This window comes from Erwinia sp. LJJL01, assembly GCF_047300805.2.
Classification (GTDB): Bacteria; Pseudomonadota; Gammaproteobacteria; order Enterobacterales; family Enterobacteriaceae; genus Erwinia; species Erwinia aphidicola.
The window spans coordinates 4,459,386-4,473,448 of sequence record NZ_CP178576.1; the positions used below are offsets into that span (position 1 = coordinate 4,459,386).

A 14,063-nucleotide genomic window follows, 5' to 3' on the forward strand; every position below is an offset into this window, starting at 1 on the left:
CCTCACTTAAAAACGCAGGGGCGAGGCATGCCTCGCCCCTGCGGGTCGGTGCGGGTTGAAACTTAACCCAGCAAACGGTGAATACGTATTAAACCTGCGACCAGACGGTCGACCTCATCTTCGCTATTATACAGCACAAACGAGGCGCGACACATTGCCGGCACCTGATAGTGTTGCATCAGCGGCATGGCGCAGTGGTGGCCGGTACGAATAGCGATGCCGTACTGATCGAGGAAGCTGCCAACGTCAAAAGCGTGATGCTTGCCGAGGTTAAAGGCAATGACGCCGGAACGCTGCCGTGGACCATAGATCACCAGATCCGGCACCGTGGCCAGTTTTTCCAGGGCATAGTGCATCAGCTGCTGCTCGCGCTCGGCAATGACCTCCAGCCCCAGTTCACTCACCCACTTCAGCGCAGCACCCAGACCAATGATAGCGCCGGTGTTCGGTGAGCCAGCTTCGAAGCGCCACGGCGCGGCGGCATAAGTGGTGCCTTTCGTCAGGCTGACGGTGGCGATCATCGATCCGCCCCCTTCCCACGGTGGCATCTGGTCCAGCAGGGCTTTGCGGCCATACAGAATACCAATACCGGTCGGGCCGTAAATTTTATGCCCGGAGAAGACATAGAAATCACAGTCCAGATCCTGCACGTCGACCTGCTGATGCATAACCGCCTGTGCGCCGTCGATCAGAGTCGCAACACCCGCCGCCCTGGCCTGAGCCACCAGCGCTTTTACCGGGTTTTCAGTGCCCAACACGTTGGAGACGTGAGTCACGGCCAGCATGCGCGTACGGCTGTCCATCAGCGCAGGCAGCTGCGCAACGTCCAGCTCGCCATTGGCGGTCAGCGGGATAAAACGCACTTCCGCGCCGGTACGCTCAGCCACCATCTGCCACGGTACGATGTTGGCGTGATGCTCCATCTCCGTGATGATGATGTTGTCGCCTGGCTGCAGCTGACTGCCGCCCCAGCTGCTGGCGACCAGATTAATCGCTTCGGTGGTGCCTTTAACAAACACAATCTCTTCCGCTGAGGCAGCGTTGAGAAACTGTGCTGCCTGTACGCGCACGTTTTCCATCTCGGTGGTCGCTTCCGCGCTCAGCGTATGGATACCACGATGCACAGCGGCATAGCCGTGCTCGTAGAAACGACTTTCGGCGTCAATGACGACCTGCGGCTTCTGCGCGCTGGCGGCACTGTCGAGATAGGCCAGCGGTTGCCCGTTGACCTCGCGCGTCAGTAACGGGAATGCCGCCCGCACACGGGCCAGGTCAAAACTCATTGCAGGCCTCCAGGAAAACGCTGTGCAATGCGCTGCATCACAGCCTCTTTCAGCGTTTCATCATTGATGGCTTCGGTCAGCTCAGCGGCAAAGGCGTAAATGATCATGCGCTGCGCTGCGGCTTCGTCGATACCGCGCGAGCGCAGATAGAACATCTGCTCTTCGTCGATACGACCAATGGTCGCGCCGTGGCCGCACTTCACGTCATCCGCGTAGATTTCCAGCTGCGGTTTGGTGTCCACTTCCGCCAGACGACCTAACAGCAGGTTATTGTTGCTCATCTGCCCGTCGGTCTTCAGCGCGTACTTCGCTACTTTGATATGACCGTTGAATACGGCACGCGCACGGTCACGCACGATAGTTTTGTGCAGCTGACGGCTCTGACAATACCCTTTGTTGTGCTCAAGATAGGTGCGGCTGTCGCACACTTCTTTATCCAGCGGCAGCATCAGGCTGTTAATTACCAGATCGCTGCCCTCGCCTTCCAGTTTGCTGCTGGTGTTGTGACGGGTCAGACCGGCACCCAACAGGAAGCTGTGGCTCTGCACGCGCACATCACGACCCAGGGTCAGATCGTTGTGTGAGAAGTGGTAGCTGCTCTGATCTTCAAAGCACAGATTGTAGTGCGTCAGCGCCGCGTTATTGCCCACGTTGGCGGTAAAACGCGCCCCGGTGAAGTGGGTGCTGGCGTTCAGGCTGAGGTAGTGCTCAATCACCGTCGCTTCAGCCGCTTCATCCAGCTGCAAATGGTGGCGATAGTGCGAAGTGTTCATCTCACCTTGCGCGCTGCCGCTGCTGATATGCAGCAGGTAGAGCGGACGGGCAGCAGCTTTGCCACGCGCCAGATGAATGGTGGTCACCTCTTCAGCCAGGCTCTCGGTCAGATGCAGGAACACTTCAGGCTGGATAGGTGCGTCGAGTTCACGACGCTCCGCAGCCTGAGTCACCTGAATATCAAACAGATCAAACTCGGCATCACTCAGCTCAGGGGCGAAGCGGCCATCGACAAACACCAGGCGCACGGCATCAATCGCCAGCGCCTGAGCGTCGACCACATCCGCAGTCAGCACGGCGGGTTTTGGCAGCACGAAGTGGTGGTCCAGCAGTTGATCCAGCGGCGTGTATTTCCAGTTTTCCTGCTTACGCGTTGGCAGGCCTAGGCGCAGCAGCTGCTGCCAGTGCTGTTGTGCCTGCATTGAGCGGTTTTCACCGCGCGTTTCAAACAGGTGATGCCACTGTTGCAGCGCGTTTTCACTCTTCGTCGGTAAGCCAGCCATAGCCTTGCTCCTCCAACTGTTTCACCAGTGAGAAATCCCCTGATTTAACGATCTTGCCCTGGTACAGCACGTGGACGAAATCAGGCTTAATGTAGTCAAGAATACGCTGGTAGTGGGTGACGATAATAAATGAGCGCTTGCCGTCGCGCAGGCTGTTGACGCCGTTGGAGACAATTTTCAGAGCATCGATGTCCAGACCGGAGTCAGTTTCATCCAGAATGCACAGATCCGGCTCCAGCGCCGCCATCTGCAGAATGTCGTTGCGCTTTTTCTCACCGCCGGAGAAGCCCACATTGACCGAACGGGTCAGCAGATCTTCAGGCATTTTCAGCAGGTGGATTTTCTCTTCGATAAAGTCCTGGAAGTCAAAACGGTCCAGCGCTTCCTGCTCGCGGTATTTACGCACCGCGTTTACCGAGGTTTGCAGGAAGAACTGGTTGCTGACGCCTGGAATTTCAACCGGGTACTGGAAGGCCATAAAGATGCCTTCACCGGCGCGCTCTTCCGGGTCTAGCTCCAGCAGGTCTTTGCCTTTGAACTCGACGGAACCGCCGGTCACTTCATAATCTTCACGTCCTGCCAGCGTGGCAGAAAGCGTGCTTTTCCCTGAGCCGTTCGGCCCCATGATGGCGTGCACTTCCCCAGGTTTGATTTCAAGATTCAACCCACGCAGGATAGCTTTGTCTTCAACGCTGACCTGTAAATCTTTGATGCTTAACATAAGGTTTCCTTCACAGTGCTTTCCAGCACTGTTGATATACCCTTCATTCTTGAAGCTGCATCGGCGTTGGCTGCGTGTGCTCACCCCGGTCACTTACATCAGTAAGCTCCCGGAGATTCACGCACTGGCCGCCTTGCTGCAACTCCAATAATTTAGGGTAGAGTTCTTGTGCGCGCAGGGTTAGCCCACGCTGTGTTCCAGGCTGATCGCCAACAGTTTCTGCGCTTCCACCGCAAACTCCAGCGGCAGCTCCGAGAAGACATCCTTGCAGAAGCCGTTAACAATCATCGAAATCGCATCGTCTTCGCTGATCCCGCGCTGCAGGCAGTAGAACAGCTGGTCTTCGCCGATGCGTGAAGTCGTCGCTTCATGCTCCAGCTGCGCGGTGTTATTGCGCACCTCCACATAAGGGAAGGTATGCGCTCCGCATTCAGCGCCAATCAGCATTGAGTCGCACTGGGTGAAGTTACGGGCGTTGGTCGCCGTCGGCATGATCTTCACCAGGCCGCGATAGGTATTCTGGCTGGTTCCAGCCGAGATCCCTTTCGAGATGATGGTCGATTTAGTATTTTTACCGATGTGGATCATTTTGGTGCCGGTATCCGCCTGCTGGCGGCCGCTGGTCAGCGCCACGGAGAAGAACTCACCGATAGAGTTATCACCGCGCAGGATCACGCTCGGGTATTTCCAGGTGATGGCTGAACCGGTTTCCGACTGCGTCCAGGACATTTTGCTGTTTTCGCCTTCACACAGCGCACGCTTGGTCACAAAGTTGAGGATACCGCCTTCAGAATCGCCGCCGGAAAACCAGTTCTGCACGGTGGAATATTTCACTTCAGCATCTTTATGGATAATGACCTCTACCACTGCGGCATGCAGCTGATAGGTGTCGCGCACCGGTGCGGAACAGCCTTCGATATAGCTGACATAGCTACCTTCATCGGCAATCAGAATGGTACGTTCGAACTGGCCGGTTTTCGCCGCATTGATGCGGAAATAGGTCGACAGTTCCATCGGGCAGCGCACGCCTTTCGGGATATAAACGAAGGTGCCGTCAGAGGCGACCGCCGAGTTCAGCGCGGCAAAGAAGTTGTCATTGGCCGGAACCACGGTGCCGAGGTACTGCTGCACCAGTTCAGGATGATCGTGAATCGCTTCGCCGAACGAGCAGAAGATAATCCCCTCTTTCGCCAGCTTGTCGCGGTAGGTGGTCGAGACAGAAACGGAGTCGAAGATGGCATCAACCGCCACTTCCTGCCCTTCACGCACCGGCACACCGAGCTGCTTAAAGGCGTCTTCCACTTCCTGCGTCAGATAATTGGGCGCATCACCGGGTGAGGCCTGGGTAGCCCCTGGCTCAGAGGCGCAGCTATCATCGCAGTTGCCGCAGGACGGCGCGGAGTAATAGCTGTAATCCTGATAATCCAGCTTTTTGTAGTTGGCTTTCAGCCAGTGTGGCTCTTCCATCTCCAGCCAGGCAGCAAATGCCTTCAGGCGGAATTCCAGCATCCACTCAGGTTCATTACGTTTGGCCGAGATGGCGCGCACCACATCTTCATTGATGCCGTGCTCGAACTCTTCGGTTTGCAGTTGGGTAAAGAAGCCCTCTTTGTACTTCTGCTGGCCGCCTTCCCAAACCTGTACATCATCAGATGCGTCAGTATTACGAGACATAGTATTCACTCAACGCCAAAGCTCTCACCACAGCCGCAGGCGTGTTGAGCTTTAGGGTTATTAAATTTGAAAATCTGGTTCAGGCCTTCGCGCACGAAATCAACTTCCGTGCCGTCGATATAGGGCATCGCCTGCAGGGGCACGATCAACGCCGCGCCGTTATGGCTGAACACCAGATCATCCGCCGCTGACTCTTTCACCATATCCATGGTGTAGCCGAAACCGGCACAGCCCGAGGTCTTCACACCCAGCTTCAGTCCCTTGATTTCAGGGTCACCGGCAGTCAGGTTAATGATTTGTTTGGCTGCGCTGTCTGTTAGCGTCAGTCCTTTCCAGATAAAGTCATCTGGAGAAAAAGTGGCAGGATTTGCTGATTGCATAATTTACCTCGCGATACGATAGCCCTTCGGGCTAGTGCCCCTATGTTAGTGATAACCTGAATCACTTCAACCTCTTGTTTTGCAGGGATAAAGGCCAAAGATGCTTTTTAGAGGCTGTTTTATAAGTTTAGACCCTGAAAAACAGAATGCGATCTACCTCACGAGCCGAACCCTGCGAAAGATAAGCGATTGAAAATAAGATGTTTATATTTTGTTATCACCTGTTGGTTCTTAATAAGAACTATTTTAACCCTTTTGAACGCCCCGCTTATCGTTATCACCGATTTTTCTGAGAGGCGGCATTAATCGATAAAAATTCGCTCACAGTGATTGAATAATGTCGCAGTTATAATATGATAATGATTATCATTAGCGCGACTGGAACCAGCAATGAATCTGTCGATGAGTGCATGGCTGCAACATAAAATTGATCAGTACAAATTTTCCGTACGTGATATCACCGTCGATTTCTACATGGCGCAGGCTAAATTAAACCGCCCGGAGTGCACCATAGAACAGCTGCGCAAGTTCAACGATACCTGTCTGGACATGGCCGAACTCTGTCAACTCAACGGCGACGATCAAAGTTATCTGCACGCAATGGGCAAACTTCATCAACGGCTGGTTATTGAATTAAGCGACACGACACGCGAACGGCTCTATCGGATGCAGGCCTGGCAGCTGGCGCGTCACTCCCTGAGCCGCCTGTGTCATCAGCTGGCGCTGAACGGCGAATGGGATAAAGCAACCCTGCTGCAAAGCGAATTCGTCAAGCACGCTTCATGGATTATGTGATTCTGTAAACCAGTATACCGTGTGCAGCCGATAGGAAAAACCCCGCAAAAAGCGGGGTTATGGCGTGATTACTGCCGTGGTTAAGCGAGAAGTACAGCATAATCTGTCGCTAACGTCGAAAATCTCGATTTGCCAGACCTGATGGCGGCGACCAATATGCACCGCTCGACAAATTCCGCGCACCTCACCGTCACGTGCGGAGCGCAGGTGGTTAGCGTTGACCTCCAGGCCAACCACCTGTTGCTCACCTTCAGTACACAGATAGCCCGCCATTGAGCCTAGCGTCTCCGCCAGCACCACCGAAGCACCGCCGTGCAACAGCCCGAACGGCTGACGGGTTCGACTATCCACCGGCATCAGCGCCTCGATACTCTCTTCATTCAGCGCGGTGAAACAGATGCCGATATGCGCCACCATTGTTCCCTGGCTGCGCTGATTAAGCTGCTCAAGCGTGGCTGCGCGTTTCCAGATTGCCATCAGATGATCTCCAGTAAAGCCTGCAGAGGGTGGCGCACACCGCTACCTTCAATGCGCTTAACCTGGCTGCGGCACGAGTAGCCGGTCGCCAGACAGCGCTGGCGCGGCAGTTTTTGCATCGCCTGCTGCCAGGATAGCTCATAAATCCCCAGCGAGTTCTGCAGATTTTTCGATTCGTGGCCGTAGGTTCCGGCCATACCGCAGCAGCCGACGCTGACATTTTCCAGCCGGGCACCAAAGCGGGCGAAGATGTTTTCCCACTGCTTTACCGATCCCGGCAAGGCGGTCACTTCGGTGCAGTGGCCAAACAGATACCACGCTTCACCCTGCGCCGCTTGCACCGTGCTGTTCACTTCAGGCAGCGCGTTATGTAGCCACTCATGCACCAGCTGAACCTGGAACTCGCCGCGCTTATCGCCCAGCACCTGGTGGTACTCATCGCGATAGCACAGCACCAGTGCCGGATCGACACCCACCATTGGCAACTCAAGGCGTGCCACCCGATTCAGGAAGTCTGCGGTTTTCTCTGCGGTGCGCGCAAACTGCTGCAGGAAGCCTTTGATATGCTGCGCTTTACCGTTGGGTGAGAACGGCAGCACCACGGCGCGGTAGCCGAGCTTTTCAATCAGCTGGACAAAATCAGCCACCAGCTGCGCTTCGTAGTAACTGGTAAAGGGATCCTGTACCACCAGTACCTGCTGCGCGCGCTGCGCCGGGCTCATCTGCTCCAGGCTTTCCAGCGTGGTGCTCAGCGCACGGTGCCCGGCCAGCTGCTGCTTGAGCGTCGGCGAAGAGAGCAGCGGAAGATCGACCATACCGATATGACGCTTGCTCAGCGATTTCACCCACGGCTGACGCAGGAAGAAGTTAAAGGTTTTAGGCGCTTTCGCCATCAGCGGCGCATAGCTTTCTACCGTGGCCACCAGATAGTCACTGGCCGGACGCAGGTAGCGAGTGTGGTAGAGCTGCAGAAAGCGCGAGCGGAAGCCCGGCACGTCGATTTTGATCGGGCACTGAGTCGAGCAGGCTTTACACGCCAGGCAGCCTGACATCGCCTCTTTCACCTCGTGCGAAAAGTCATACTGCCCGCGTTTTGCCTGCCAGCTATTGCGCGTGCGCTGGATCATCCCGCGCAGGCTGACGCCCTGCTCCGGCAGCTGTTTCTCCAGCAGCAGCGGATCCACACCCTGCTCCGCCAGCAGGCGCAGCCATTCACGCGTCAGCGTCGCGCGCCCCTTCGGCGAGTGCATACGGTTGGCGGTGATCTTCATCGACGGGCACATCGGGCTTGTCACGTCGAAGTTAAAGCACAGTCCGTTGCCATTACACTCCATCGCGCCGCGCCAGTCGCTGCGCACGTTAATCGGGATCTGGCGATCGTAAGTACCCCGCTTCACGGCATCGACCTTCAGCATTGGATCATCCACCCCCAGCGGCGCACAGATTTTACCCGGATTGAGACGATTAGCGGGATCGAACGCCGCTTTAATACGGCGCAGCTCTTCATACAGCTGCGGGCCGAAGAAGGAGGGGCTGTACTCCGCACGGAAGCCTTTCCCATGCTCCCCCCACAGCAGGCCGCCATAGCGAGCCGTCAACGCCACCACTTCGTCGGAGATCTGCTTCATCAGCATCTCCTGCTGCGGGTCACACATATCCAGCGCCGGGCGCACGTGCAGCACCCCGGCATCGACATGGCCAAACATGCCATAGCTGAGATTGTGCCCATCGAGCAGCGCCCGGAACTCCACAATATAGTCCGCCAGGTTGTGCGGCGGCACGCAGGTATCTTCAACAAACGGGATTGGCTTGGCGCGGCCTTTGGCGTTACCCAATAGCCCGACCGCCTTTTTACGCATGCCGTAGATGCGCTCAATGCCGGAGACGTCATCACACAGCTGATAGCCAATCACGCCGCCCTCACGCGTCGCCATCAGCGTATCAAGCCGGGCGCACAGCGCCTCAACCTGGCCATCAATCAGCGGCTTATCATTCCCTGCGAACTCGACCATATTCAGTCCGAGCATCTCTTTATCCGGGACGTCGGTAATCAATTCGCTAACCGAGTGCCAGACGATATCTTCACGCGCCAGATTCAGGACTTTCGAGTCGACGGTTTCTACCGACAGCGCTTTCGCTTCCACCATAAAGGGGGCATTGCGCAGCGCGGAGTCGAAGGAGTCATACTTAATATTGACCAGCCGCCGCACTTTCGGGATCGGGGTGATATCGAGCTTCGCTTCGGTAATAAAGGCCAGCGTCCCTTCCGCACCGCACAGAATGCGCGTCAGATCGATGTTTTGCAGATCGTCGCTCAGCACGTGGCGCAGATCGTAACCCGTCAGGAAGCGGTTCAGCTTGGGAAATTTATCGATAATCAGCTGGCGCTGCTGACGGCAGCGATCCAGCACCACGCGGTAAATATTACCCTCGGCACCCGGCTGCTGCGCCAGCACTTCAGCCTCGCTCACCGGCATCGCGCGGGTGTCCAGCACCTCACCGCCCAGCAGCACGGCTTTCAGCCCCAGCACATGGTCTGAGGTTTTACCGTAAACCAGCGAACCTTGCCCGGAGGCATCGGTGTTAATCATACCGCCCAGCGTGGCGCGGTTGCTGGTCGACAGCTCAGGGGAGAAGAAATAGCCAAACGGTTTAAGGTAGGCATTGAGCTGATCTTTTATCACGCCAGCTTCAACTCTTACCCAGCCCTGTTCGACATTGATCTCGAGAATATTCTTCATATGCCGCGACATGTCGACCACGATACCCTGATTTAACGACTGCCCGTTGGTGCCAGTGCCGCCACCGCGCGGGGTAAAGCTCAGGGTACGGTATTTCTCATCAGCTGCCAGGCGGGCAATCAAGGCCACATCGGCGCTGGAGCGGGGAAAGAGGACAGCATCAGGCAGCAGCTGATAGATGCTGTTGTCGGTGGACATAATCAGCCGATCGGCATAGCTGGTGGCCGTATCGCCGGTAAATCCGTGCTGCTTTAACGCATCCAAAAAATTCAGCACCGTTTGAACGAGGCCGGGTGCCTGGGAAATCTGTGGGATCATTATCGGGTGACCAAAAAGTTGTGTGAATCGTTTGCGTTGCTCAAATGGCGCAGTTATCCGTTTTATCACATTTTTTTATCACCTGCCGTTATTTCAAAAAATGAGGCAAAAGAATAACCTGTTGTCTCTGTCACAAAATCATTTAATACATCATGCTTAAGCAGTCAGGCTCAGCGTAACCGCTTTGCTGGCACTGATTTTAGAGAGATATCGCATCATTGTTCTTTTTACTTGAGGTCACTTTTCGTCAATGAAAAACGCGCAAACAGGCTGGGATTTACCGCAGATCATTTTCTCGTTGCTGTTTATCAGCATCATGATCGTCGCGTGCTTTTGGGTCGTACAGCCATTTATTCTCGGCTTTGCCTGGGCCAGCATGGTGGTGATCGCCACCTGGCCCCTGATGATCAAAATTCAGGGCCTGCTGTGGGGCCGCCGCGCGCTGGCCGTGTTAGCCATGACCATTCTGCTTATCCTGGTGTTTATTATTCCCATCGCCATGTTGGTTAACAGCCTGGTAGAGAACGGCGGCCCCCTGCTGGCGTGGCTGACCTCCGGCAAGCTGCAAATGCCCGATTTACACTGGCTGCGTGAGATCCCACTGGTCGGCAGAAAGCTCTATTCCGCCTGGCACAAGCTGGTGGCCGGTGGCGGCAGCGCCATTATCACTCAGGTTCAGCCTTATATTGGCCGCACTACCGGCTTTTTCTTTGCCCAGGCCGGGCATTTTGGTCGCTTTATGCTGCACATCGGTCTGATGCTGCTGTTTAGCGTGCTGCTTTACTGGCGTGGTGAACAGGTCGGTCACGGCATTCGCCACTTCGCTTTCCGCCTGGCGTCACGTCGCGGCGATGCGGCGGTGCTGCTGGCCGGTCAGGCGATCCGCGCCGTCGCGCTCGGTGTGGTGGTGACCGCGCTGGTGCAGGGCGTGCTGGGCGGCATTGGGCTGGCGATCTCCGGAATTCCTTATGCGGCCATTTTGACGGTGCTGATGATTCTCTCCTGCCTGGTACAGCTCGGTCCCTTGATTGTGCTGGTCCCGGCGATCGTCTGGCTTTACTGGAGTGGCGATACCACCTGGGGCACCGTGCTGCTGATCTGGAGCTGCGTGGTAGGAACACTGGACAATGTTCTGCGCCCGATGCTGATCCGCATGGGGGCCGATTTGCCGATGATCCTGATACTCTCGGGGGTTATTGGCGGGCTGGTGGCGTTTGGCATGATAGGATTATTCATCGGGCCAGTGGTGCTGGCGGTCTCATACCGCCTGGTATCCGTCTGGGTGCATGAGTCGCCCCCTCCAGAAGAGGACGCGCTGGCCGTGGTGGAAGAGCTGGCCGAAATGGAAGCCGAGACGCACCAGTCAAAACCATAATTTTGTCAATTCTGCGGTCGGTAGTCCCGGCCGCAATCATTAGCGATCAGAATACTTACCTGCCGTGAATTAAGAATTCCATTAACGATATTTATCTCTAAACCCCCTTTTTTAGCCTTTTAAACACGACTTAACCTATATTGCTCATATTTTGCCCATCTTTTTCAGCGCTATGATGGGCAATCCGAGTTAAAAGATTATCACTTTTAAACTAATAAGAGGATTCTTAAAGACTCCAGGAACGCGGTTGCATAGTATGGATAACAAGTTTGAGATCAACCCACTGATTTTTAAACAAAGCATTTCCCCCTGAGTGAAGTACAGAATTGCTGTGTGTAGTCTTTGCCCATCCCCTGTGATGGGCTTTTTTTTGGCTAAAATTTGAGATAAAAAAAGGCTGACCAGAGAGTGGTCAGCCGTAAGGTGTTCGCACAACTTATGTCGTGGTCGACCGTTTTTTGGTCGACCAGCGAGTGATTATTGCAGCGCGCTGACCGCAAAAGTGGGTCAGCCGCGACTGATGAAGGCGGTGATTACTTCTTCAACTCGGCCAGGCTCAGCCAGGTCTGCACCACGGTGTCCGGGTTCAGTGACAGGCTGTCGATACCCTCTTCCATCAGCCACGCCGCGAAGTCTTCGTGGTCTGAAGGCCCCTGACCGCAGATGCCGACGTATTTTCCCTGCTTCTTCGCGGCGCGGATCGCCATCGAGAGCAGCGCTTTCACCGCATCGTTACGCTCGTCAAACAGCTCGGATACTACGCCAGAGTCGCGATCCAGCCCCAGCGCCAGCTGCGTCATATCGTTAGAGCCGATTGAGAAGCCGTCAAAATATTGCAGGAACTCGTCGGCCAGCAGCGCATTCGACGGGATTTCACACATCATGATAATCTTCAGCCCGTTCTCCCCGCGCTTCAGACCCTGACGCTCCAGCTCTTCCACCACCGCTTTCGCCTGCGCCACGGTACGGACAAACGGCACCATCACTTCGACATTGGTCAGCCCCATATCATTGCGCACGCGCTTCATCGCCGCGCACTCCAGTGCGAAACAGTCACGGAAGCTGTCGGCCACATAGCGCCCGGCACCGCGGAAGCCAAGCATCGGGTTCTCTTCTTCCGGCTCGTAGCGCTCGCCGCCCACCAGGTTGGCATACTCGTTGGTTTTGAAGTCCGACAGGCGCACAATCACGCGCTTCGGCGCAAAAGCGGCACCCAGCGTGGCAATCCCTTCCGTCAGGCGGGCGATGTAGAACTCCACCGGGTCATCGAACCCTTTCATCAGCGCGCGGATCTGCTGCTGCAGCTCCGGCGTCTGCTGGTCGAACTCCAGCAGTGCTTTCGGGTGCACGCCGATCATCCGGTTGATGATGAACTCCAGGCGCGCTAAACCCACGCCTTCGTTCGGCAGGCAGGCGAAGTCAAATGCCCGGTCAGGGTTACCGACGTTCATCATGATCTTCAGCGGCAGCGACGGCATCTCGTCAACCTGCGAGCTCTTCACTTCAAAGTCCAGCAGATCGTTGTACACGTAGCCGGTATCGCCTTCCGCACAGGAGACGGTCACTTTATTACCATCTTTAAGAATATCAGTGGCGTTACCGCAGCCAACCACCGCCGGGATACCCAGCTCGCGGGCGATAATCGCCGCGTGGCAGGTTCGGCCGCCGCGGTTAGTGACAATCGCTGACGCCTTCTTCATGATCGGCTCCCAGTCCGGGTCGGTCATGTCCGTCACCAGCACATCGCCTTTCTCAATGCGGTTCATTTCGCTGATGTCGTAGATCACTTTGACTTCACCGGCACCAATGCGGTGACCGATAGCACGGCCTTCAACCACCACGTTGCCTTTACCCTGCAGGGTGTAGCGTTCCATCACCGAGCCATTGGAACGCACGGTTTCCGGGCGCGCCTGTACGATAAACAGCTTGCCGGTGTGGCCATCCTTCGCCCACTCAATATCCATCGGGCGCTGGTAGTGCTTCTCAATCTGCACCGCCTGCGCCGCCAGCGCTTCGACTTCGCTATCCGTCAGCGAGAAGCGGTCACGCTCCGCTTCCGGCACGTCCTCGATTCTCACCTGCTCACCGTGCTCCTGTGAGTCGGCGTAAACCATGCGGATCTTTTTCGACCCCATATTACGGCGCACAATCGCCGGGCGGCCGGCGGCCAGCGTGGGTTTGTGCACGTAGAATTCGTCCGGGTTAACCGCGCCCTGCACCACTATCTCACCCAGGCCCAGCGCAGAGGTGATAAACACCACCTGGTCAAAGCCGGATTCAGTGTCAATGGTGAACATCACGCCAGAGGATGCGAGGTCAGAACGCACCATGCGCTGCACGCCCGCCGAGAGCGCCACGCCGCGATGGTCGTAACCCTGATGCACACGGTAAGAGATGGCGCGGTCGTTAAACAGGGAGGCATAAACATGCTTCACCGCCACCAGCACCGCATCGTAACCCTGTACGTTGAGGAAGGTTTCCTGCTGACCCGCGAACGAGGCATCGGGCATATCTTCCGCCGTGGCCGAAGAGCGCACGGCGAATGACGCTTCGGCGTCATCGGCAGAGAGCTGGTTGTACGCTTCGTGAATCGCCTGCTCAAGCTGCGGCGTAAATGGCGTTTCAACTATCCACTGACGGATCTGTTTACCCGCTTTAGCCAGCTCATCAACGTCATCAATATTGGTCTTATCCAGCAGATCGTAGATACGCTGATTGACGCCGCTCTGATCGAGAAACAGGTTGAACGCTTCTGAGGTTGTCGCAAAGCCGTTAGGCACGGACACGCCTAATGACGACAAATTAGTAATCATTTCACCCAGAGAGGCATTTTTGCCTCCCACCCGATCCACATCGTTCATGCCAAGCTGGTTATACCAGAGCACAAGCGGCAATTCGCCTTTATTGGACATTGAAGCAATCCTTGTAAGATTTAATTAGGAATATTAGGGACACAGCATTGCTTCATGAGACTGGCACAGTTAAGCCGGATTGATAAAGTGTTGAATCGTTCAAGCAGCTG

10 protein-coding genes and 1 other RNA gene are annotated in these 14,063 nt (G+C 55.8%); 3 read left to right on the forward strand and 8 right to left on the reverse strand.

Annotated features, from left to right (window positions below; all coding sequences use genetic code 11):
* Positions 1-62: 62 nt before the first annotated feature.
* The 5 genes from sufS to sufA all read right to left on the reverse strand — a co-directional run bounded on the left by sufS (position 63) and on the right by sufA (position 5,335).
* Positions 63-1,283 carry a cysteine desulfurase SufS gene (gene sufS, locus ACLI4M_RS21825; RefSeq protein WP_133623514.1) on the reverse strand — a complete coding sequence of 407 codons (1,221 nt, stop codon included), beginning with the start codon at positions 1,281-1,283 and terminating at the stop codon, positions 63-65.
* Positions 1,280-2,560 carry a Fe-S cluster assembly protein SufD gene (gene sufD, locus ACLI4M_RS21830; RefSeq protein ID WP_133623513.1) on the reverse strand — a complete coding sequence of 427 codons (1,281 nt, stop codon included), beginning with the start codon at positions 2,558-2,560 and terminating at the stop codon, positions 1,280-1,282. Before sufD ends, sufS begins: the two co-directional genes overlap by 4 nt.
* Entirely contained in the window at positions 2,535-3,281 is a 747-nt protein-coding gene (gene sufC, locus ACLI4M_RS21835; RefSeq protein ID WP_048916173.1) for a Fe-S cluster assembly ATPase SufC, read from the reverse strand. Before sufC ends, sufD begins: the two co-directional genes overlap by 26 nt.
* Positions 3,282-3,461: 180 nt before the next feature.
* On the reverse strand, positions 3,462-4,955 hold the full coding sequence (sufB, locus tag ACLI4M_RS21840) for a Fe-S cluster assembly protein SufB (RefSeq protein WP_048916174.1): 1,494 nt from the start codon (positions 4,953-4,955) through the stop codon (positions 3,462-3,464).
* A 5-nt stretch (positions 4,956-4,960) separates the two neighbouring features.
* Positions 4,961-5,335, reverse strand: coding sequence for a Fe-S cluster assembly scaffold SufA (gene sufA, locus ACLI4M_RS21845; protein WP_048916175.1), 375 nt, complete (start codon positions 5,333-5,335; stop codon positions 4,961-4,963).
* Between the two features lie 390 nt (positions 5,336-5,725).
* Between sufA and ACLI4M_RS21850 the strand changes: the two genes are divergently transcribed.
* On the forward strand, positions 5,726-6,130 hold the full coding sequence (locus tag ACLI4M_RS21850) for a hypothetical protein (RefSeq protein WP_048916176.1): 405 nt from the start codon (positions 5,726-5,728) through the stop codon (positions 6,128-6,130).
* Between the two features lie 57 nt (positions 6,131-6,187).
* On the opposite strand, the gene ACLI4M_RS21855 is transcribed toward ACLI4M_RS21850, so the two are convergent.
* Both ACLI4M_RS21855 and ydiJ read right to left on the reverse strand, forming a co-directional pair.
* Positions 6,188-6,607 (reverse strand): hotdog fold thioesterase, encoded by a 420-nt coding sequence (locus ACLI4M_RS21855; RefSeq protein WP_133623512.1) that lies wholly within the window; start codon positions 6,605-6,607, stop codon positions 6,188-6,190.
* Positions 6,607-9,666, reverse strand: a complete 3,060-nt coding sequence (gene ydiJ / locus ACLI4M_RS21860; RefSeq protein WP_133623511.1) for a D-2-hydroxyglutarate dehydrogenase YdiJ — start codon at positions 9,664-9,666, stop codon at positions 6,607-6,609. Before ydiJ ends, ACLI4M_RS21855 begins: the two co-directional genes overlap by 1 nt.
* A gap of 250 nt (positions 9,667-9,916) precedes the next feature.
* On the opposite strand from ydiJ, the gene ydiK reads away from it, so the two are divergent.
* Complete coding sequence (gene ydiK / locus ACLI4M_RS21865) at positions 9,917-11,041, forward strand: AI-2E family transporter YdiK (protein WP_133623510.1); 1,125 nt, start codon at positions 9,917-9,919, stop codon at positions 11,039-11,041.
* Between the two features lie 264 nt (positions 11,042-11,305).
* Positions 11,306-11,415, forward strand: an RNA gene (gene rprA / locus ACLI4M_RS21870) — antisense sRNA RprA.
* A gap of 159 nt (positions 11,416-11,574) precedes the next feature.
* Here the strand turns inward: rprA and ppsA are convergent.
* Positions 11,575-13,953, reverse strand: a complete 2,379-nt coding sequence (gene ppsA / locus ACLI4M_RS21875) for a phosphoenolpyruvate synthase (RefSeq protein WP_133623509.1) — start codon at positions 13,951-13,953, stop codon at positions 11,575-11,577.
* Positions 13,954-14,063 lie beyond the last annotated feature (110 nt).